Annotated in this window: 23 protein-coding genes; 9 read left to right on the forward strand and 14 right to left on the reverse strand. The window is 50.7% G+C overall.

What is annotated here, in order from left to right:
* Positions 1-3: 3 nt before the first annotated feature.
* Complete coding sequence (locus ACFSB2_RS10980) at positions 4-651, reverse strand: HD domain-containing protein (protein WP_377943089.1); 648 nt, start codon at positions 649-651, stop codon at positions 4-6.
* Positions 652-789: 138 nt separating this feature from the next.
* Here ACFSB2_RS10980 and ACFSB2_RS10985 point away from each other — a divergent pair, with 138 nt between their 5' ends.
* On the forward strand, positions 790-1608 hold the full coding sequence (locus ACFSB2_RS10985) for a hypothetical protein (protein WP_377943090.1): 819 nt from the start codon (positions 790-792) through the stop codon (positions 1606-1608).
* A 60-nt stretch (positions 1609-1668) separates the two neighbouring features.
* Here the strand turns inward: ACFSB2_RS10985 and ACFSB2_RS10990 are convergent, their stop codons facing one another.
* Positions 1669-1986: an AzlD domain-containing protein gene (locus ACFSB2_RS10990; RefSeq protein ID WP_377943092.1), complete on the reverse strand. Its 318-nt coding sequence runs from the start codon at positions 1984-1986 to the stop codon at positions 1669-1671.
* Positions 1983-2699: an AzlC family ABC transporter permease gene (locus ACFSB2_RS10995; RefSeq protein WP_377943093.1), complete on the reverse strand. Its 717-nt coding sequence runs from the start codon at positions 2697-2699 to the stop codon at positions 1983-1985. The genes ACFSB2_RS10990 and ACFSB2_RS10995 overlap by 4 nt, the downstream gene beginning before the upstream one ends.
* A gap of 66 nt (positions 2700-2765) precedes the next feature.
* Between ACFSB2_RS10995 and ACFSB2_RS11000 the strand changes: the two genes are divergently transcribed.
* Both ACFSB2_RS11000 and ACFSB2_RS11005 read left to right on the forward strand, forming a co-directional pair.
* The gene (locus tag ACFSB2_RS11000; protein WP_377943094.1) at positions 2766-3338 is read left to right on the forward strand and encodes a helix-turn-helix domain-containing protein; all 573 of its coding nucleotides are present in this window, start codon (positions 2766-2768) and stop codon (positions 3336-3338) included.
* Positions 3339-3383: 45 nt separating this feature from the next.
* Positions 3384-4379 (forward strand): phosphotransferase enzyme family protein, encoded by a 996-nt coding sequence (locus ACFSB2_RS11005; protein WP_377943095.1) that lies wholly within the window; start codon positions 3384-3386, stop codon positions 4377-4379.
* Between the two features lie 37 nt (positions 4380-4416).
* Here ACFSB2_RS11005 and ACFSB2_RS11010 read toward each other — a convergent pair whose 3' ends face one another.
* The 6 genes from ACFSB2_RS11010 to ACFSB2_RS11035 all read right to left on the reverse strand — a co-directional run bounded on the left by ACFSB2_RS11010 (position 4417) and on the right by ACFSB2_RS11035 (position 8923).
* Entirely contained in the window at positions 4417-4815 is a 399-nt protein-coding gene (locus ACFSB2_RS11010) for a GNAT family N-acetyltransferase (RefSeq protein ID WP_377943374.1), read from the reverse strand.
* 70 nt (positions 4816-4885) lie between these two features.
* Positions 4886-5422, reverse strand: coding sequence for a GNAT family N-acetyltransferase (locus tag ACFSB2_RS11015; RefSeq protein WP_377943096.1), 537 nt, complete (start codon positions 5420-5422; stop codon positions 4886-4888).
* A 38-nt stretch (positions 5423-5460) separates the two neighbouring features.
* A complete protein-coding gene (locus ACFSB2_RS11020; RefSeq protein ID WP_377943097.1) occupies positions 5461-5952 on the reverse strand; it encodes an NUDIX domain-containing protein in 492 nt (163 codons plus the stop codon).
* Between the two features lie 15 nt (positions 5953-5967).
* A complete protein-coding gene (locus ACFSB2_RS11025) occupies positions 5968-6876 on the reverse strand; it encodes a hypothetical protein (protein ID WP_377943098.1) in 909 nt (302 codons plus the stop codon).
* 148 nt (positions 6877-7024) lie between these two features.
* The gene (locus tag ACFSB2_RS11030) at positions 7025-8014 is read right to left on the reverse strand and encodes a phosphotransferase enzyme family protein (RefSeq protein WP_377943099.1); all 990 of its coding nucleotides are present in this window, start codon (positions 8012-8014) and stop codon (positions 7025-7027) included.
* A 489-nt stretch (positions 8015-8503) separates the two neighbouring features.
* The gene (locus tag ACFSB2_RS11035) at positions 8504-8923 is read right to left on the reverse strand and encodes a GNAT family N-acetyltransferase (RefSeq protein WP_377943100.1); all 420 of its coding nucleotides are present in this window, start codon (positions 8921-8923) and stop codon (positions 8504-8506) included.
* A gap of 794 nt (positions 8924-9717) precedes the next feature.
* On the opposite strand from ACFSB2_RS11035, the gene ACFSB2_RS11040 reads away from it, so the two are divergent.
* Positions 9718-10380 (forward strand): GNAT family N-acetyltransferase, encoded by a 663-nt coding sequence (locus tag ACFSB2_RS11040; protein WP_377943101.1) that lies wholly within the window; start codon positions 9718-9720, stop codon positions 10378-10380.
* A gap of 282 nt (positions 10381-10662) precedes the next feature.
* On the opposite strand, the gene ACFSB2_RS11045 is transcribed toward ACFSB2_RS11040, so the two are convergent.
* Both ACFSB2_RS11045 and ACFSB2_RS11050 read right to left on the reverse strand, forming a co-directional pair.
* Positions 10663-11742: a Gfo/Idh/MocA family protein gene (locus ACFSB2_RS11045; RefSeq protein ID WP_377943102.1), complete on the reverse strand. Its 1080-nt coding sequence runs from the start codon at positions 11740-11742 to the stop codon at positions 10663-10665.
* 13 nt (positions 11743-11755) lie between these two features.
* The gene (locus ACFSB2_RS11050; protein WP_377943103.1) at positions 11756-12619 is read right to left on the reverse strand and encodes a sugar phosphate isomerase/epimerase family protein; all 864 of its coding nucleotides are present in this window, start codon (positions 12617-12619) and stop codon (positions 11756-11758) included.
* A gap of 248 nt (positions 12620-12867) precedes the next feature.
* Here ACFSB2_RS11050 and ACFSB2_RS11055 point away from each other — a divergent pair, with 248 nt between their 5' ends.
* From ACFSB2_RS11055 to ACFSB2_RS11065, 3 genes are all read left to right on the forward strand, one after another.
* Positions 12868-13716 (forward strand): helix-turn-helix domain-containing protein, encoded by an 849-nt coding sequence (locus tag ACFSB2_RS11055; protein WP_377943104.1) that lies wholly within the window; start codon positions 12868-12870, stop codon positions 13714-13716.
* A gap of 117 nt (positions 13717-13833) precedes the next feature.
* The gene (locus ACFSB2_RS11060; protein WP_377943105.1) at positions 13834-14889 is read left to right on the forward strand and encodes an ankyrin repeat domain-containing protein; all 1056 of its coding nucleotides are present in this window, start codon (positions 13834-13836) and stop codon (positions 14887-14889) included.
* Positions 14890-14980: 91 nt separating this feature from the next.
* Positions 14981-15940, forward strand: a complete 960-nt coding sequence (locus ACFSB2_RS11065; protein ID WP_377943106.1) for a DUF4037 domain-containing protein — start codon at positions 14981-14983, stop codon at positions 15938-15940.
* 95 nt (positions 15941-16035) lie between these two features.
* Here ACFSB2_RS11065 and fdhA read toward each other — a convergent pair whose 3' ends face one another.
* Both fdhA and ACFSB2_RS11075 read right to left on the reverse strand, forming a co-directional pair.
* A complete protein-coding gene (gene fdhA, locus ACFSB2_RS11070; protein WP_377943107.1) occupies positions 16036-17283 on the reverse strand; it encodes a formaldehyde dehydrogenase, glutathione-independent in 1248 nt (415 codons plus the stop codon).
* A gap of 239 nt (positions 17284-17522) precedes the next feature.
* Positions 17523-18419 carry a phytanoyl-CoA dioxygenase family protein gene (locus ACFSB2_RS11075; RefSeq protein WP_377943108.1) on the reverse strand — a complete coding sequence of 299 codons (897 nt, stop codon included), beginning with the start codon at positions 18417-18419 and terminating at the stop codon, positions 17523-17525.
* A gap of 194 nt (positions 18420-18613) precedes the next feature.
* Here ACFSB2_RS11075 and ACFSB2_RS11080 point away from each other — a divergent pair, with 194 nt between their 5' ends.
* Entirely contained in the window at positions 18614-19450 is an 837-nt protein-coding gene (locus ACFSB2_RS11080; protein ID WP_377943109.1) for a helix-turn-helix domain-containing protein, read from the forward strand.
* Between the two features lie 58 nt (positions 19451-19508).
* Here ACFSB2_RS11080 and ACFSB2_RS11085 read toward each other — a convergent pair whose 3' ends face one another.
* The gene (locus ACFSB2_RS11085; protein WP_377943110.1) at positions 19509-20480 is read right to left on the reverse strand and encodes a helix-turn-helix domain-containing protein; all 972 of its coding nucleotides are present in this window, start codon (positions 20478-20480) and stop codon (positions 19509-19511) included.
* Positions 20481-20582: 102 nt separating this feature from the next.
* Here ACFSB2_RS11085 and ACFSB2_RS11090 point away from each other — a divergent pair, with 102 nt between their 5' ends.
* Complete coding sequence (locus ACFSB2_RS11090; protein ID WP_377943111.1) at positions 20583-21446, forward strand: phytanoyl-CoA dioxygenase family protein; 864 nt, start codon at positions 20583-20585, stop codon at positions 21444-21446.
* The last annotated feature ends 37 nt before the right edge of the window (positions 21447-21483 follow it).

Genomic DNA, 21483 nt, shown 5'->3' on the forward strand with positions numbered 1-21483 from the left:
CTATCAAGGCATCATAGATGGCGCGCCAAAAGTGTGGATTTCAGAACGCAATTGCTGTATGTACTCGTGCATAAACGTGGTTCTCTCCACCGCCATTTCTCGAGCTGTCTCTGTGTGCATGCCGGATGCGAGCTTGAATAACTTGGTATAAAAGTGATCGACGCCATAAGCGTGATCGTTCAAGTCCCTGTGCTCACTAAAGGGATCAGCCACATCGTAAAAAGGGCGATTCATGCCTGCACAGGTGGCAAACAAGCGGGCGATCCCGATGGCGCCGATTGCGTCTAAGCGGTCGGCGTCTTGGACAATCTTTCCCTCCAGATGCTCAGGAGTCACGCCGCGGGAAAAAGCGTGGAATCGAATGCAATCCAACACCATGTCGCGTTTCGACAGGGGATAGTCAAGTTTATCAAGCACCACGCGAGCTTCCTCGGCGCAAACGTCGCCTGAGTGACGAGATTCTGGATGGTCTTTTGGATAGTTGAAGAGTTCATGCAAAAGAATCGCCGGAATGACGACTTCAGCATCCGCCTTCTCCTTTTGCATCATGCGTTGCGCATTTTTCACCACGCGCGCAACGTGCGCAAAGTCATGCGCGGGATCCTGCGATGACCGCTCTCTTGCGATCTCGATAAATGGCGTGTAGTCCATAACAGCGCTCCCCTTTCATGCATTCGCCTCTACAAATGTCACGGTGAGTGAGTTGCCAACAATCACGATTTAATATCACATTCCATATCGGTAACAAATCGGCGGCGGCCAACGTCTGTATTCCTGAGGTGATTGAATTTGAAACCCTTGCGACTCACTGTGACGGTTCTCTCGTCGTTACTCGCGACAGCCTGCGGTTCACCGCAGAGCATCATTCACACTGTGACAGAGAAGACGACATTTCATGCGCCAACTTCGATTCAAGCGCCAATGATTGCAGGTGATTCACCAGCGCAAATCTGGACTTTTCCGAAAGATCCAGCCAGCGTCATTCAATATCTCGCGAAACGGTTATCCACCGCATCCATAACCAGCGCTCGCCCGCCAAAGACCAATCAAAACGTTCAATTTGCGGACTACATCGGTCCAGCACAACTGTATTTCTATGATGAATCCGGCCATCGCATCCTGGTTGAACCTGCGTATTCCATTGCACACAAGCGCACTGGGTACGAAGTTGCCCTACTCAAAAATATCGTAGAATATCACGATGGCAACCACGTGACATACTTAAAAGCGCCGCAACTCTTCCACTGGCTGAGTGCGGATAAGTACTGGGGAGCCCAATTTCGCGAGGAATCGTCTACCACATCTGAACAAAAGGCAATCACGGACGCGAAAGAATCAAAGTGGGGCGGTCATCCTACAAGTATCTTTCCTGCCCTTCCAGGGATCAATCGACGCGAAATCAAACGTTCGGCATCCGTGCAGTCTAAGCAGGGCAAGGCCATTCCCGTCACTGTTGAAAGTATAGCGGATCCGTCCGGCGCCAATATAAAAATCACTTTTATCGAGGTTTGGCAGAACGGCAAGCGCCAACACAAATGGATATATACGGTCTCCGCAAAAGGGAAGGTGACCAGTCATACACAGTCCGGGGATGCTGTGCCGACATGATGCTGTCCTCATCAAGCAAGACAAGGACGATATCGCGAGAAAGACAACTCATCCATACAGTTAGAGCATGCGCAACCCTGCGATGACGATGACGCCCGCCATCATGGTCCACAGCGGATTTTTAGTCAGCCAGGCGGTGACAAGCGCTACGACGCTCGCGCCGTAAAATGCGTAATCCAAATGCCCGTGCACAGCCCCATGCAACAAAATAGAAGGTGCGACCAATGCGGCAAACACACCAATTGGAATGTAGCGTAGCCCCCGTTCAATCCGTGGCGAAAGCGAGAGAGAACGCCCCAACAGCAGTGATGGAAAACGCGTCAGATAAGTCGCCAACGCGGCAAGAAGGATGGCGACGAAGTAAGCAATCCCATTCATTTTGCATACACCCCCACGAAAAATGCTGCAACTGCTCCGGCAAGCACCGCACCAGATGTACCGAAGAAATGGTAAACGATTGTTGCGACCAGTGCAGCGATGAGCGCCGCGACAACTTGGCGCCGATGTTTCAACTGTGAGATCAAGAGACCGAGAAATGCGCCGATATAAGCAAAATCGAGGCCAAATCGAGCGGGATCGCCAATCAGGCCACCAAGTCCAAATCCGACTGCAGAACTGATCAGCCACGGGCCAAATATCGCGGTACCAGCCCCTGCGAAATAGGCGACGCGCACTTGGCGCTTTCCCGCCTCAACCATGGTCACGCTATAGCTTTCATCTGTCATCCCGTGCGCCAGCCAAGCAAGGTGCCAACTGCGCATGTGTTTTAGCGATTGCCCTAGTGTCAGGCCATATAAGATTTGTCTTGCATTGATGAGAAACACGCTACCGACAATCACCCACAAGAGCGCGTTCTGGTGAAGCAAGGACAAAATCGAGAATTGGGAGGCCCCAGCAAACACAAAGGCTGACATGGCGATGGTCTGTATGAAAGAAAGATGGTTGGTGCTATGCGCCAACGCGCCATAAGCCGTCCCATAAGCAAAGACGCTCAAGGAAAGTGGAAAGGCATCCATCAGCGCGCGGCCGAATCCCTTTTGCCCGGATACATCTTGTGATACGCTGACGGGAGAATAGCCTGAAACATGCATTGGAGCGCCTCCTGTATGTTAAAATATATCGGATGTATGATATAACATCCGAACCGGAGGTTCAAGATGGAGAAAGAAATGTTGTCTGCACAGATTGGCCACCGTCTGCGCCACTATCGGCAGCAGCGTCAGCTATCCCTGGATGCGCTCGCCGAGGTGACAGGCGTCAGTAAGCCAATGCTGGGGCAAATCGAGCGCGGCGTATCCAATCCAACGGTTGCCACCCTTTGGAAGATTGCGTCTGGACTTCAAATCCCATTTACAGCGCTGATCGTCGAAAATCCAACACTCGAGCTGTTGCGCGCAGACGAACAGACCCGAGTGGTGGAGGACAATGAGCGTTTTGAAGTCTACAGCACATACTGTGCGCAAGGAATTCCGTTCGAGATGTTTCGTGTTCGGCTGCACCCCGGTTGCCGACGTGATGCGGAGTCACATGGATTCGGCGTCCTAGAGAACATCACGGTTTTTCACGGATGTTTGACCATCGAGATCGGCAGTGACACCTACACATTGCACCCTGGGGATGCGCTGTCCTTTGCCGCGAACATCACGCATGTATATCGAAATTTGGGCGAGTCCATGTGTGAAATCAGCATGGTGATTTCCTATCAGGCAGGGTGGCAGAAGCCGGTGTGATGGATGTGACATGTTGTCTTTTTTTCATCTACGGAGGAATGACATGTGAGCTTTTCCATTTTGGATGAGAACCCAATGCAGCGATACGTACCCACTGAAGATGAGCTGAACAGTATGTGTGCTGAATATCAGATTGGCCATGTGCTGGCTGTGCCCGGAGAACTGGGCGGTCTGTTCAATGTGAACGTGCAGGTCACCACCACAACAGGTGATTATGTCTTCCGAGTTCATTCGGGTCTCAGTCGAAAGAATCATATGGATGCCCAAGCGCTTTTGCTGGCAAAGCTTTTGCAAAACAACGTTCCTGCGCTCACACCTTTACGGACAAAGCGAGGCGAAACTTTTCTCACCCTGCACAACCGTTTTGTCCAAGTCACCCGCTTTATCACGGGAAGTCCATTTCAATACACGCAACAACAAGCAGATGCACTTGGAAAAATGTTGCGGCGGTTTCATGACGCTTTATCAGATGAGGAAGCCGTTCCAATCCCCTATTGGTCAAACTACCCGTCCAATGCCATCTTGCTAGAAGAGATGGACATTCTGCGCGAACAGCAACAGGATGGGTTACACGACCCACGCCTTGTGAGAGAAGTCGAAGCGCTACATCAATTAGTGATGGAACAATGGGAAGCAAAAGCGAATGAATGCGTAAAGACCGTGATTCATGCCGATTGGCATGCGTGGAACGTGATATTCAACGCGCACAATCAAGTCGAGCATATCCTTGATTTTGATGGCCTCCAACGAGGAGAGCGCATCCACGATATCGCCTACTTCATATGGTCGCTTCGAAACAGATCAGATTGCGCGGAGATTGGCAGGGATTTCATGCGTGGCTATGGCGCAATCTCCCCTGTTGAAAAGCATCTGTTGCCATTCGCCGTTGCGAGGGCCTGTGTATTTTTTCTATGCACGGCTTCCTTTACGGCGAATCCAACGCAAGAGTTAACAGAACAGATGAAGGTTCAGAAGCCATATATAGAATGGTTGTTGTCTCATGATGGGCAGCAAACCATTCGGAAGCAAGTGAGTTGTTAGGGCGTGATCGCACTCGTGTTCACGAACCGATTTCTCTTTACCCTTTTTGTGCTCCCTTTCGATGCATGACCACCTGTCTGGTACCTTTAAAACCCCGGCTTTGATATAAAGGCACCAGTTCTGCTCCACAAAACAACGTGATTGTTTCGATATGTGAAAGTTCATCTGCCAGTTTAGATGACATTTTTGATGCAATCCCACGATGGCGAAAGTCCTCATGAACCACGACATCCTCAATGAAAGCACGAAACTTGCCGTCTGACACCACGCGCGCAAATCCCACAAGTCGTCCATCTGCCCAAACGCCGATTGCAGCATCTCCTGAATTCAGAACCACGTTGATGTCGGCTAACGTTCGTTGTGGCCACCATCCGACGTGATCGTATAAATTGCGAACCGATTGTGCGTCTATTTTGCGCTCACAGTGGAGCAACATCTCAACCTTGTTCACTAGACTTCCCCCGTTCTATTCAGACATCTTCTTTTCGATCACGCTCGAACATCCATCACACAACAGACTTCTCGAATATGAAGATGACCTCTAGCGCATCGTACTTTTGGCGCAGCGCCTGTTGCAATATTTTCCCGTCTGTAAAATTGTCGATTTGAACCCTAGCTAACTCCACGTATCCACGACCTTTTGCGACCAATTCACGGGGTTTGAATCCGTTTTTCAGGTAGAAATGCTCTACTTTCGGATCATCAGCAGCCCCAACACCAATTTTGCTATACCCTTTTCTTTTGACAGCACCCTCAAAGACTTGCATCATGTTGGAGCCAATGCCCACTCTGGCATAACGTTTGGTCACATCGAGATTCACGGCGATCCCCTGCAAGTTGATGGTCGACTGCCCTTTCTTAGATGGATGTCCATAACATACGCCGACCAGTTCGTCACCGTCGCTGGCAACAAAGTACAAATCGGGATTTGCTTCAACCCGATGTACAAAGTCGCGAAAATCCTCTGCGTCCAAATACTCGCACTGAAATGCGTGCGCCTTTTTGTAATCCGCTGGTTTGATTGTTCTGATATCGATATTCATTCGCACCCTCCACTCCATCTAGGTTCGGAGCATTCGCCTCAACGCAGGACTCTGCGAATGCCGAACCCTGGGGCTGGTCTGGTTCGATAGAACTCATAGCGCGGCAGTTCGTTCAAGACATCCCAAAACTCATCACGCAGAACTTCAGGATAAACTCGCGGCAAAGATAAAACCTCGTCATGGGTAAAGAACGCGGCATCCAGCAACACCTGTTCATCCGCCGGCAACTCTGGATCTGAGCCAACTTTGAGCATACCTCCGACTGCTCTGCCCAGAAAATAGTGCGCATAATTCATCGCGCCATCTGGCATCTTTTCCTCGACCACCCACAGCAAATGTGTGATCACAGTCTGAATTCCGGTTTCCTCTTTGACCTCTCGTATTCCGGCGTCGATGGAAAACTCGCCAAACTCAATGCCCCCTCCAGGCGCAACCCAAAATTCATCGCACACTGGACGTTTTTCATAGTTGCTTTTTACAAGCAACACCCGCTGTAAGTCATCCATGACGAAAACCCGTACGCCTGGCATGTCACGCTTACCCCCTCACGCGTGCAACGACTGTCCAATACCCCACAACAACTCCGTCAGCAACTCCGCCGCCTCTAGCCTTTCCTGCAAAGTTTCGCGTTGATGATAACCAAAAAAGCGAAGAATTTGTTGCCTCGCCTCCCAATTCTCTTCACGTTCCGGCGCCCAAATGGCGCCACAAAGCAGTGGAAATGCCGCTTGCTCTACTTCCCCATTCTCCACCATGGCGAGGATGCCCGCCCGATTGCGCGCCTTGATCACGCCCGCAATTTCCGCTAACCCGCACAAGTCATTTCCTGTCACCCCCGCCGAACCGAGTGCGCGCTGCGCAAGCACGATGACATCTGGACGGTTCCAGGTTTCTGCTGCATGCCATATGTGCACAAAGCCCCGTCTCATCGTTGGACATCTGCACTCGATGGCGCAGGCGAGGCCAATGGCATTCCACAAACCGACAGTGATGCCAAACTGCGCAGCGGATATTCCGTCGTTCTTCTCCAATGCCGCTCGGGCATCGGCATAACTCGTGGATGCCGCTTTGTAGCAATGTTCGGCCCGCCGCAAAAGGTATGTTTTCTGGCATAACTGCGGTCGGATTTGCTCGCGAATATGCTGAATGCTATGGTCGGGATCGAACACGATGATGCCCTGACAGAGATTGAACGGCAATGCGGGTGATGACAAAATGGACTCCTCATCCGCCAATTGCGGTAACCCGAGAGGATAAATCTCGACGATGTGCCCTGCAACATCCCGTTCTTCAAACCACGCTGGGTCTGGCGCCTGCGGCGTGATGATGGATAAATCAATATCACTGCCTGGTGCGCAAGTTCCTCGTTGGGCGACTGATCCGTGGATGAACGCGCCAACGATTGGCCGCCGCATCATTTTCCACGAGGAGAGCACGGCTTCAACTGTCTCCAAGAAATGCGCCACACGCCACGACCTTTCTTATATCAATCTCAATTTACAGGATCTTCACTCAAGATATCCAAAAACTTTCCACCAACCTTCATCGGATGGTGTAGAAATACTTTGAAGCCATCATCACGGCGTACACAATTGTTCACCTTTATCCGAGCAATTCGTGTTCTTCAATCCATCTCTTCAAGAAGGAGATATGCTCGTCAAAATAGTCGTCGTGAAGCCAGTCACTTCCCCACGTCCGTGAACCATGGGTGTGATAGCCCATAAGCCAAATTTGTCTGACCACAACGAAAAGTGGAATCGCCTTGAGGTCAATGTCGCGAAGCGGCTTGACTGTTTGATACCCGGTGATAAAAGTACGCCAGGGTTGAATGCTTTTTTCATCGCCGCCGTCGTTAGCCAATATGCTTAGATACACGGCCAGGTCGTACGCTCTCCAACTAGGCCCGCCGCAATCAAAGTCGAAGAATACCAGTTCGCCGCCGTCGCTGTGCATATTACCAGGGTGGAGATCCCCATGGCACATCCCCCATTCAAGTCCCGCATGTTCCGGAGATGCCAGTCTATCTCGAAATTCCTGCGCAATCCGCTGCAACCACTGCCAGTCATCCGGCCGCTCAGTCAAAAATGGACGTATGTAATGCAACGGTTCAACAAGCAAATGCTCGGCGTCGAGCGGAAAGCGCGAATGTGCACTCGAAAAATCCGCACTCGCTAGATGAAGTTTTGCACACGTTGCGCCAAAATCAGCAAATTCATCCCCTTTCAGAGGCAAACCGGACGCATATGAAAACATGACGGCCTGACGCGTACCTTCGGGAAATTGCAAATGAAGGAGCCGTTCCCCGCAAAGGGTGGGAAGCGGCAATGCAACCTTTAATCCTTTGGCATGCAAGTGGAGAATATATTCGATTTCGTTGCGGACATCATGCTCCGTCCTCCACTGATGACGATAGATGCGAAAAATAAACTTCGTCGCATCGTTATACAACAAAAAGGTATCATTTGATCCATGCTTGATGAGACGACAATTTAAATCAAGTTGTTCGAGTCCATACAGTGGCAGAATTTCTCGAAGAATGCCACTAGCAGACGGAATGGAATGTTCTACTGCCAACATCATTGCAACATACACACTTTCTCACACCTATTTTAACAACCAAACAATACCTTTTAACGACATACGCTGAACACTTCTCCACAGCTTAGAACGCGTTGTTACTTAGGCAACCGCTTTCTCAATATCCGAATTTGCCCTCGATGATTGATTTCATCTTCAAAGACATGAAACCAGATGAAATAATTGTTCGAAGGGTTACCGGACCATGAACGTTCAATCATCAGCCATTCATCCTGGCGTTCTCTAAGCTCCGCCAAGGTTCTGTTCCGCACGGCAGTGATGTTTTATCGATGTAAAATTCCAACGGGTGGCCCCTGATCTCCTTACGCGCTTTATCTCCGAGTTCATATGCGGCGCCCCACTCCGCAGATTCTCGCTCATTTGGTTTGCGCTCATCAAAAATCTCAATTTGAAAACCCACCTCGCCATGCTGCCGTACTATCCAGTTTATGTATTCGCAAACCTTGCTGCATTTACCTGTCTGGGTTCGCGAAAGTAGCGCCATTATTCAAGATATTCGCTATCCAACGCTGGACTCAAATATCTGGCCATCGCTGTCTTTACCTTCTTAAAGCCAACCCCGCGATAAAAATGCTCGTTCCCCGTGGTCGCTATCAGGTGGACGCACGAAATGTCACGCAAACGATGGAGTAAATCCTCTACGATGCGTTTGCCGATGCCATGGCGTTGGTAATCCGGATGGACGACGACATCATAAATCGCCGCATTGAAAACCCCATCAGAAATGGCCCGGCCAAACCCTACCATCCGCTGGCCGTCCATCGCGATGGTCACATGCGTGCTGGCTGCTAAGATTTTGCGGATGATTCCTATGTCACGTCGCTTCCAACCCACGGATAGATAAATTTGCTGCAATTCATCCAAGTTTGCCAGTGAGAAGTCATGGTGTAGTTGAATGTCCATTTGATTTTCCCTTTCCGCTAAAAGTGACCTATATAGACGGCGATAAAAGTCATAAAAGGAATCAGCATTATATCACGGAACTTTCTGTGATTTTAATATTACCATAGAAAGCGTTGAATACGATGAATCCGAGAGTCGACCCAGAGACTTTGGAAACCAGACTATTCAAGGCGAAGGCAGCCCAACATCCCAAGGAGAAAATGGTCATGGTCCTGAACAATGCTCGGATTAGCGCAGGGAATATAGCTGCCAGTTTTCAAGGAGATTCAGCGCGTTAGGCTGGTTCTCCTTGCTGATGTCATTGCATATCAGAAACAGACGTTTGGAGGATGAATGATGTTTTACTGGTTGCGTGAGCGAGCTCCATAAAGCCCTTGTAGAATTCATTCATGTGGTGTAGTATTGTCACACGCTTACATGAAGGGGAGTGAGGAAGTATGAAAAATGAGAATCGTGGTTGCGACGTATTCATGTTGTTGTCCTCGCTCGTCTTATCGGGAGATTGATTCACTTAGTTTTTAGTGAGTTCTGATTGGACAGCCCTGGGCAACGGATACAAGCCTGGGGCTTTTTCGTGCCTGAATTCAGCCACGCGACAGCCTCTGTCTCGTGGCTTATTTTGATTCATAAGGGGAGTAGAGTACGGGAGAGTCACAACACAGTACTCAGTTAGCCGATTCCAAATCATACACATTTTCAGGAAGGGTTCAAATCAAGGTAGCGGTAACTACCTAATAATATCGACAGTCACACGTAATCGTGCAGGGTTGTGACAACGAATATGGAGGTTTTTTATGCTTTCCAATTATGAACTCATGGAAACTCATGCTGGTGTCAGATTCAAACAGGATGAAGCTGGTCGATTGATAACCGGTCCTCGGATCTTTATCGGAACCACAAGACAAGGCATCGTCGAAAGATATCATCAAAACCTCAATGAGGATATTGCAAATGAGTTAAAGCATGTTGTCCAGAAATCCCCGTGGTTAGATACTCCAAATAAGGTAAACATGGTTGAAATCATTCAGGTTTTAAATAAGGAAAGACCAGTTGAGCGAGTTTATGCAGGACCTACGTACGTGTTCCACGACGTACGGGGTAAACATACCGAGGCAGTCCGAATCACTCATGAAAATATCGAACTTTTGAAACAATATTTTTCGGACTGGTTCGAAGACGTCGATGTTGGGCCTGTCTTCGCAGTCGTTCGTGATCGAGTTGCAGTGTCACTTTGTTGCAGTTCAGTACAGACTTTTGGTGCTGAAGCGAGCCTAAAAACCGCCAAGGATTTTCGAGGAAAATCGTACGCGTTAGACGTCACAACGGCATGGGCAGCTGAGATACAAAATCAGGGGCGTACTGCTCTATATAGCACTGCATGGAATAATCTCTCGTCCCAAGCTGTTGCAAGAAAACTTGAACTAAAACAGTACGGTGTAGAATTGGAATTTTGGTGATAAATGAAGCTATAGACCCGATATGCAATGGGAGGGGTCAACACCCCCGTAAGGAAATCTTTATCTTGCACTGAACCATCAAGCCACAACCTCTCGAAACTTTTATTGGCATTCGGTCATGGACAGGTTCGACGAGTGCATTTCATCCAAGTTTGCCAACAGAGAAGTCAATGAGCCGCTAAAGCCTACCCATGTCAAAATAGTAGACTGGTGGCAACCACCAGTCTACCAAGCTTATCTATATACTTCACTGCAACCCTTGATTACCCCTGTGTGGCCCCTTTAAAACGCTACAGCCTTCCCTGTCTCTGCCGAAGTATAGATGGCCTCCAGAATCTGTGTCACCACAAACGCCTGCTCGGGTTTGACGAGCGGTTCCGTGTCATTCACGATACTTTCCAACCACTGTCTAGCTTCCTGAAGACCCGAATCCTCCCCCCTGCGGCCCATGACCTGTGGCTTCATCTCCATCAGTTTGTCGAACTTGACCGTGTTGAAGACGAGGTCAGGTTGCCAATTCGCGCCCTGTTTCATTTCGACACCGCCATTTGTCCCAAACAAGGAAGACTTCGCTTCGCGCACATCCGTCGTGTTGAGCGCCCAGGCGCACTCCAGGAAGATGGTCGCTCCATTTTCCATCTTGATGAGCCCAAAAGCGGAGTCTTCGACCGTGAATGTCGCCGGATCCCAACGCCCCATGGTATTGCCTTCCGGTTTGTCCTTCAGTTTGTAGAAAACGGACCCTGTCACAGACTTCGGCTTGTAGTTGTCCATAAACCAGAGTGTCAAATCGAGCGCGTGCGTGCCAATGTCGATGAGCGCGCCGCCGCCTTGCTGCTCCTTGTCCGTGAAAACGCCCCAGGTCGGTACACCGCGGCGCCGAACCGCGTGCGCCTTCGCCATGTAGATGTCGCCGAGTTCCCCTTCTCGACATGCTTTGTAAACAACCTGCGAGTCGTTGTTCCAGCGATTTTGGTAGCCGATGGTCAACTTCTTCCCCGTCCGCTTAGCCGCATCGATCATTTTCCTCGCCTCGGCAGAGTTGATGGCCATCGGCTTCTCACACATGACATGCTTGCCAGCTTCCAAGGCGTCCACAGAGATAAAGGAGTGATACAAGTTTGGCGTCAGCACGTGCACCACGTCAATCGACGCGTCCCGCAACAGTTCCTTGTAATCCGTGTACACTTTGGCAGATTCCGTCCCATATTCCGCCTTTGCTTTGACAGCTCTTTCTTCGATCACGTCGCAAAAAGCCACCATCTCGCCCAAATGGCCGAGTTTGGCCAAGGCAGGCATATGTTTCTGATTGGCGATGCCACCGCAACCGACAATGCCAATTTTCAGCTTCTCACTGGACATATCGCAGCACCCCTCATACGTATTGTTGGATAAATTTCAAATCACGCGCAATGCACCCAATCTTGTCTTCCTGATGGCTCTCGTTTTCCACAATCGCATAGCGCACATAGCCCATCTCTTTCAACTTGGCGTAGAGTGCGGCAAAATCCACGATGCCTTCGCCAAAATCCACGAAATCTCCGGGCTTGAAGTACTTCCGATAAGCCTGGAAGATGGGCATATCCTCTTCTCCGGGCTGCAAAGCATCGAAGATACTCACCGGTTGCGCATCGCGGCTCAAATCCTTCTGATGGATGATGTCGCAGCGGGGACCCAGTTTTTCGAGCAAGGCCAACGGGTCTACTCCACCGCGCATGACCCAGACGAGATCGAGCTCCGCTTTTAGATTTTCAGGATCCGTGTTTTCCAAGAGCAGTTCGAGCAGTGTGGTGTCACCTACGCTTTTCAACTCGTGCGCATGGTTGTGAAAGTAGAACTGCAGACCGTTTTCTCTGCACCTTTTCCCAATCGCGTTGAGTTCCTCGGCGGTCCGAAGCGCGCTTTCCCGGTCCTGAATCCAGGCGGAAGGCAAAACGACCGCTTCGCAGCCAAGTTCGTAGTTGTAGCGGATGATTTCATCCCAATTCAGTTCAGAGATGGATTTGCCTGGCGCTGCACCCTCGTGCGCCGCGATGGGTTTCAGCCCCAGTTCCTCAAATTTGCGCTGCACCACCTGCAACGGAAACGCCTCACTGAATCGGACACCGGTCCGGAAATTCGCCGCCAGCAGTTCGACGTATTCGTAGCCGATCTCGACGACCCGCTCCAATGTGCCCAGGTAATCCTCGTTCACTTCTTTCAGTACACTAAACAGGTTCACACCGACTTTGATGCTCAAAGTATTTGCCCCTTTCTCCTCGATAGAAGCCCTTTCATCAGCAGGCGATTCCGGTGGACTCAGAGGTGCTCCAAGTCGAATAATGGCGGATCCACACCTTGGCGTAACCCCGTCCTCACGCAAATGAAAGCGCTTTACAAAATTGCAGATGTGGGATATGGTTATAGCATATGAATGAATCCTGGTGAAAACCATACTCGATATGACTACATACATCTCCTATTTTGCTGTCATGGGAGTGATGATATTTGGAAGCGGAACTCTTGGCCTGCGGGTATTCCTTTCATTCCAAACCATTTGCTATGGGATTTATCGAAAAATTGCCGAGTTTTCTCTTTCGCTTACAGACGGATGGCCATTGCAAAGCCTTGGTCAAAGGGAAAATGAGAACAGTGGAGCCTGGTGATCTACTGCTGTTTCAACAAGGTGACCCTTACGAACTTCGGGTTGACACCGCTGAACCAGACGGCAGTTCCGTCAGCGGCGACTATTTTCTCTTTTGCCAAGGGCAGTGGATACGCGACTGGTGGAACCGTTCCGAAAAACCCACCTGCACTCGTATCGATCTCGACGAGCGAATCCTGTCACTCTGGCGTCAACTCCATTTGGAGAAACACAAGGTGGCGGCCGTCGAGCCAGAGTTGCTCACATATCTCCTATGCGCATTGTGCATTTCACTGGAGCGCGCCGTCATCGGCACCGCTTCCCTGCAAGGCCGGTCAAATCTGACCGTGAAGTTTACCAGCGACCGAATGAAGCGATACATTGAAGACCACGCCAAAGAGGATTTCAAAGTGCAAGACGTCGCCGATCACGTCGGACTCAGCGTCTCGCGCGCCGTCCACCTTTTTAAAGAGAGCTTCGATTTCACGATGGTGCAGTACGCTTTGGAGATCAAATTGTCAAATGCCGTAGAACGTATGAATTACACGCACATGAGTCTGGAACAAATTGCCGAGAGCTGTGGATTCGGAAGCTATGCGTATTTCCACAAGGTGTTCAAACGAAAGTATGGCGTTTCACCGACTCAATTCCGAATGAAAGCAACATTTGGCAGACAGCGCAATGGACTGCAGCTTCACCAACCATCTGAATGAGCAACCACAACATAGAACCTCACACAAATCAGCCATCACCAAGCCAACCACATCACAAAACCGATCATCCTTTTGTTGAAAGGCAAGTCTTATCTTTAGAAAAGAAAGAGTGAAGTCATGGAGATGGATTTATTCGCGTCCAAAGAGCAGTTCATAGAAGCAATCAAAGACAATGACCTTCACACCGTGACGTCCATCATCACAGCGCACCCGGCGTTGTTGAATGAGCCTTTGCCTCGCGTCGATGGAGGCGCGGCACTCTGTTTGGCAGCGCAATGCAACCACTTAGAAATGGTCAAATTCCTCGCCGAATTAGGCCCCAGAGACTTGCAACAGGCGTTGTCCCGCGCGGCGATGCGCGCGCATCGCGAAGTGTCGGAATACCTCATCCAAAAGGGCGCAGATCCAAACGGCCTATATTCCGATACGGCAACACACTATGGCCCTGTCATCTTGGCCGCTTGTGAGGCGATGAATCCAGATGCCATCCGTTTAATGATCGATCTCGGCGCAGACCCCACCGTCAAGTATCGAACGAACGATGGGAGCATCCACTCTCCGTTAGGCTTCATTTTGAGCGCCTACGTCCGAAAACCGCAACAGAAACATGAATGCCTCGAAGTCCTTTTTGACGCGGGTATCCCCTGTGAGGATACACCACTGATGGCCTTTCATCGCGGACGGATCGACCTGCTGGAAAAACATTGGCGCAAAAACCCCAATCTCGTTCACCAACGATTTCAAGCGTCTGACATCTATCGTCCCGAGATGGGATTTTCCCACGCTATGATGCTGACGTCCATTGAAGGAACGACATTGCTTCACTTAGCGATGGAATATGACGAGTTTGAGATGGCCAAGTGGCTTATCGACCATGGGGCAGATGTCAACGCACGGGCGGATATGGACGCCGATGGCTGCGGTGGGCACACGCCCTTGTTCCACGCGGTTGTCGCCAACCAGTCGCCGACAGACAAACGCACGAAATTTCTGTTGGCTCACGGCGCGGACCCTACCATCCGAGCAACCATCCGTCACCCACAAGGTGGATGGGATGAAATCGAAAACCAGGTTTTCGAACAGGTCACCGCCTTGGAGTACGCCTTGAACTTCCAGAATGGGCCAAGCTGGTGCAATCGCGACGCCATTTCCGTGCTGGCCAACTTGCGTTAGACTGCGATGGGACATGGATTCGCGCCGTGGAATCATGATTGCAAGGACGGCGCGGATGCAAGGCGCCAGGGTTCACAGTGGAGGGATGAACATGCAGGGGCTCGAACTTTGTCGCCGTTTTTTCTTTGAAGTCGGGTTACCGGAAATACAAAAACAACTGCCAGAACTATTGCCGCATCTCGCCGCAGGATTAAGTGGAGGATCACAATGCCACGGCAACGACGACGAACAATCGCGCGATCACGACTGGGGACCAGGTTTCATCGTCTGGCTTGATGACGTAGCGTTTCATCGATTCAACCAACCACTGCACGCCATGTTGGACACCCTTCCACAGGAATACCTTGGCTACGGATGGCAAAAGGTCACAGCGGCGCAAAAATCATGCACCATCGCTGAAATTAAAGCATTTATGAGAGCAAAGATCGGCGTGGTGCGCAGACCCGACGACGATGCGACATGGCTGACGATTCCCGAGGAGCAACTATTCGAACTCTCACATACCGCAATTTTCTACGACGCACCCGCTGAAATCACCAATCGCATCCAATCATTTGCCAATTATCCGGAGGAGATTTGGAAGAATAGAATGGTGAAAGCCTTACGGGAACTCTGGCAATGGAAAGTGCGTCACATCGAGCGGGCCATGAAACGAAAAGACGTCATCACCGCACAATTGCTATGGGGGAAATTTTGCGAACACGCGATGAAAGCTGGTTTTCTGCTGAATCACGAGTACGCCCCATACGACAAGTGGCGATACGTCCAATTCCTCAAGCTCCCCGAATTCGGCCAGGAAGTCGGCACATGGATTAGCTCAGGGTTGAATGATGCAAACCAGATGGTCGATGCGGCGCAGAAGATTCAATCGCTATACACACAGAAACTCTATGCGATGGGATTTACGCCCGCCGAAATGCCTGACAGCGGGTATGAAGATATGGAACTGCAAGCTTACGCCGTAGCCATATATACAACCATTCAAAACAGCGAGATTCGCGCAGACCTCGCCTTATCGCCGTTCGGACGACGTAGCATTCCCGCAAACTGACTGAACGGGAACGCAAGCGGTTTCTGCCATACACAAAAATAGGCCGCAGCAGCAAAGCTGGCTGCTGCGGCCTATTTCATTGCCCTTTTTGTTCATCAGCTTTTTACATACACGCTCCCCGGATGCGCTTTGCGCACCAATCCGTGTGGATCCAGCACAAATTTACGCGCAACGCCCTTGTCAAAATCACTGTACCCCACTGGCGCGTCGCTTAAGTCCACCACAGTCGCATTGACCGCTTTGGCAATCTGCGCCCGCCCACTCAAAATGGCGTTCATCAGTTGGCGATGGTAGTGCATCACCGGCGTCTGGCCCGTGACAAAATGATGCGCTTTGGCCCAGCCCAAGCCGATGCGGATGCGCAGTGAGCCCACCTTCGCATCTTCATCCTTGGCGCCCGGATCCCCCGTCACATACAGACCAGGAATGCCCAGTCGCCCCCCAGCACGCGTGATCTCCATGATGGAATTGAGCACCGTCGCAGGCGCTTCCGTATGCTGTTTGCCATGTCCATGTGCCTCAAAGCCCACGCAGTCGATGGCGCAATCCACTTCGGGCACGCCCAGTATCTGCTCAATCATCTCTCCCAAATCATCGTGTTCACTCAAGTTGACGGTTTCACAACCAAAACTGCGGGCCTGTTCCAGACGGACAGGGTTCAAATCACCGACAATGACCACAGAGGCGCCCAATAGTTGCGCCGAATGCGCCGCCGCCAACCCCACTGGTCCCGCCCCCGCCACATACACGGTCGATCCTGTGGTGACCCCTGCACTGACAGCCCCATGATACCCCGTCGGAAAAATGTCAGAGAGCATCGTCAAATCAAGGATTTTCTCCAAAGCCTGATCCTTGTCTGGAAACTTCAACAGCTGAAAATCCGCATAGGGCACCATCACATACTCGGATTGGCCGCCGACCCATCCGCCCATGTCCACGTACCCATACGCAGATCCCGGGCGGTCTGGATTGACGTTCAGGCAGATGTGCGTGTCCCCTTCTTTGCAACTGCGGCACCTGCCGCAAGCGATGTTAAAGGGAACCGAAACCAAGTCGCCCTGTTTGATAAACTCCACATCCCGGCCGACCTCAATCACTTCGCCTGTAATCTCATGTCCCAAAACAAGCCCCTCGGGCGCAGTTGTTCTGCCGCGCACCATGTGTTGATCACTGCCGCAGATATTGGTAGACACGACTTTTAAAATGACGCCGTGTTCACATTTTCGCCCGACATTCAGCGGATTGACGCCAGGGCCGTCATGTAATACCAAATCTGGATACGCTATCGATTCCACCGCCACGCGACCTGCTCCTTTGTACACCACCGCACGATTTCCAGCCATCCTTCAGCCTCCATTCATGTATGCGTTTTCAACAACGTCAAACCGATCCCTTTCAGTTCGACCTGCATTACTCGCGCACGTAACACTATGTCGTCATCGGTCTTTATACCAGCTATTCCATAAAAAATGTTACCATAGGTATCCACAAATGTGCCATGTGACAATACAATCTAGCTGATTATTTTTATGGCCATTCGGCTTGGATTGACCGGATGCTGCGCATGGTGAGAGAAGACCGCCTAGATACCCCATTCTTGCCGCGCTTTCTCGACGGTTTTCAGCGGTGTTTTCCCCCAGGCGTAATGTCCTTTTGGTCGCGCGCCTATCCACCGTTCATCCACTGGCTCTGATGCAAGTTGGTACCTTGTGTCAGAACTGAATCGATATCGATCCGTCGTATTGATGAGAGACGCATGCATCATGAACATACCAAAAATAATGACATCTCCCGCTGCAAACTCGGTGCTTGCCCACTGTCCGCCGAATTTCTCACTGATTTCATACGGATCTTCCGACAGCCAACCAGTGGCGACATTGTCGCGATCCACATCCATTTGCCCGTACGTCTGTCTGACGATGTCAAAGTGCTGTGATCCCAAACACAAAGCCAATGTGCCGCGCTCCAGGGGAATATCGTCTAAAGGCGTCCACATCGTATACACATTTTTCGATCCTCTCCCCATGTACACGATGTCATAATGCACGCCCGTGTTTCCCCCGTTGCCGACGACGCGCGGCCATTTATAATCGTAGGTCAAAGTCGGGCCATCTAGCAGTTCATCAAAGAAATGCATGACCTTTGGCGAATTCACGACCTGTAAAAAGGCTGGAAAGTCAGCTTGTAATTGATTTGTGCCCCCGCCCCACATGGCCGACTTATTGTCAGCGCCAATGACGCCCTCGGCAGCCGGAAAATCAGGATGTAACCGCCCAAGGAATTGAAGTTTATGAATAAACTCCATCCTCGCCTGCAACACCGTATCCCTGTCGTGAAACCCCCGCAACAACAAATAGCCATCTTCCTGCAACCGCGCCCTCAATTGCTGGACGTCGTGCAGCAATTCGTTAGAACTCCGCAGTTCCGACAGATCCGCTGTCCCCAGTTTCACTGTGCGATTGCCAAACTGTGCAGGCATAGAAAACCATCCTCCTCATGCTCGTATGTCAGATCAGACCCAATCCCGTTACAGGCCATAGCTCCACATAGAAATAAGCCCTTTAACGACTTCACTTTACCGCCAACAGCCGTATAATTTGAATGGATACACGTGCGATGACATGTATGAGCGTACATTTTCCTATCGTCCCAACGGAAATGGGGATCTGAAAAATGCCTGTAAATTACTACAACATTCCCTATGAGCTGCCTGAACCGCACACATTTCCGTTCACGCGCTTTTTGTCCATCTGGGAAGTTGAAGCGAACGAGGATTATCAGTGTCACTTTACAGCGGGATTGCCTGCGCCCGGCATTTTTATCACATTGGAAGGGACCGGGCAACTTTGGCTGCTGGATGATCCACAAACCATCCATCCCCTCACGCCGGGCAGCTTTTTCATCGTGGACCAAGACAAGCCTTGTCATTATGGATGTGTCGAGGGCAGTGAATGGCGGTTTTACTTCCTTCATTTCACCGACCTGGCGATGCCCAATTACTTGAACATCCCCGTCCACCAAGTATGCGCGACAGCGCAAATCGACTATTTGGCCAGCGTGTGCAAAATGTTGATTCGCACCGTGATTGACCATCAAGTGGGGCACATGTACGCAGTGACGCATCTATTTCACAGCGTCCTAGTCTGTCTCGCGCAAGAATGCAGTCCAGCAACAATCGAAACCGCTTCAAGTATCCACAAGGCCATACACTGGATGCACCAACATCTTAATGAACCAATGGATATTGCCTTTCTCGTCGATCTCTGTAATATATCGCGCACCCAATTCTTTCGCATGTTCAAACAAAACACTGGGGATACACCGGTTCGTTATTTCTACCGGCTGAAATTGAAATCAGCCTGTATCGCACTGAAATCCACTGACATGACCATCAAACAGATTGCCTTGTCGCTGAACTACTACGACGAGTTTCACTTTACCAAATCATTTGTGCGGGAATACGGCGTGACCCCCAGCCTCTACCGACAACAGGGGACAGCGAAAAAATAGCGGCGATCATCGCCGCCGATTACTCTGCCTGAAGGCAAAGAGCAAGCGAAACTATGGATTATGGACAGACAAAATATCGGTTGAGCGGGTACAGTGTGTCATAGGCCTCAATCGGCGCCAGATGTTGCACGCGCGGATCACTAAAATCCTCTCGGTATTGCCTGGCTGTGATCCCCTTTTCGCGAACGAACGTGCGGGAAAAGTAATGCTCGTCTTGAAAGCCGACCCGGTGCGCAATCTCTTTGATGGTGCAGGATTCCTGCATAAGCAATTGGCAGGCGCGGTCAATGCGGCGACTCAGAATAAAAGCACGCGGCGATGCGCCCGTATGTTGGCTGAACACGCGGGTGAAATGCGCATGCGTCCAGCCACAAAGGTCAGCAATTTGCTGAACCGACAGCGCTTCGTGCAGATGTTGCTCAATGTATCGAATCGCTTGCGCAATCTGCGACGGCATGGTCTCATTGGTCACTGCATCGGGTTCACTTGACGACTGTGCGGCGCCCTCCAACTCACCGAGCGCAGCAAACAGCAGCTTACTACATCGCTGCATCCATAACGCCGGTTTGACATTGGCCAAGTACAAAATATGCTGCAACAAAGTCGGCAACAACGACAGCTTGGTTCCCGGCGAAAATGTAGGAATGCTCATATTGGCTCCGCCTTGCGCCGTGGCGGTTCCAGGAGATGACCATGTGAAATGGACGAAGAGATGTCTCGTTGCGCGCGCCGGATCGAAAATATAATTGTGCGGTTCACCGGGGCGCGTGAAGATAAAGCACGGTTGATTCAAGGTGTACACCACACCGTTCACGCAACAAATCGTCTGGGAGGTGTTGGGAAAGTACACCAATTCGTACTCTTGGAGTTTTCTCGGCCCCAAGGACCACCCGTTTTTCACGACGAATTCCCCCGCCATCATCAACCGGGGCAGATGTGCATTTTCATCCATTGGCGCGTCCGTTAAAGGTGTCATAAACTGTTCTTCGCGACGGCCAAATCCATTCCTGCTCTCCTCCGCTGAAACCACAAAAATTTCTCCAGGATATCAAATGGCTCCACAAAAAACATGTTCAGGTCTATTCACACCTGTGCGCACTCGTTTGATAATTGAAACAAGGAGGGATTTCACATGACCAAGGGCGCTTTGAGCAAACAGCAATTGGAACAGTTCGAGCAGGATGGATTCCTGGTTTTGGAAAGCGTGTTCAACGAACAAGAAGTGAACCGCATGAAAGAAGAATCTGACTACATTTTGGAACTCATCATCAATTCCTCACTGGCGCATGGCCGACGAAGCGGGCGCATCGATTTAAACCAGTTGCCAGACGGCACGCAACATGTGCGCAAGATTCAGCCAATCAATGATCTCTCGCTATATTTAAGCCAAGTTTCCGCAGATGACAGGCTACTTGAGCCGATGCGCCAAATTATGCAATGCGAGCCCATTCTCATGGAGGAAAAACTGAACTACAAACAACCACTGCCACTACCCGTCGAAGGGCTGGAATTCAGCCAACGGGATGATCGCTTCCCCATCCACAATGACTGGGCGTATTTCTCGGCGCAGGACTATCCCCAGGACATCATGTCCTCGGCCATCTCGATTGATCCTTGCACGGTCGACAACGGCCCGCTGCACATTTGGCCAGGCACACACCGGACTCACTTGGAGCACGAGCCCTGCGAAATTGGCCTACAGGTGAAACCCGGTTTGGTGGATCCGCAAGGCGGCGTCGATGTGATTGTGCCACCGGGATCGGTCATGCTTTTTCACACGTTGCTGGTGCACAATTCACGTCCCAACACCACGGATCTCCCACGGCGCCTGATGATTTACAGCCACTACCCATCACGCATCGACAAGGGACACGATGTCCGCAATGGCCCGACGCGATTGCGGGAATCTCCTTGGGAGGAAGCGTACCATCGCATGAAGGAAAGCGGAAAGTACGTGGATACATTTCACGCGCCGGTGTATGAAAAAAGTGTTTGAACGCCACACACAACAGACAGATGACAGCAGTTGCAAA

It is taken from the genome of Alicyclobacillus fodiniaquatilis (assembly GCF_042678105.1).
GTDB classification, from domain to species: Bacteria; Bacillota; Bacilli; order Alicyclobacillales; family Alicyclobacillaceae; genus Alicyclobacillus; species Alicyclobacillus fodiniaquatilis.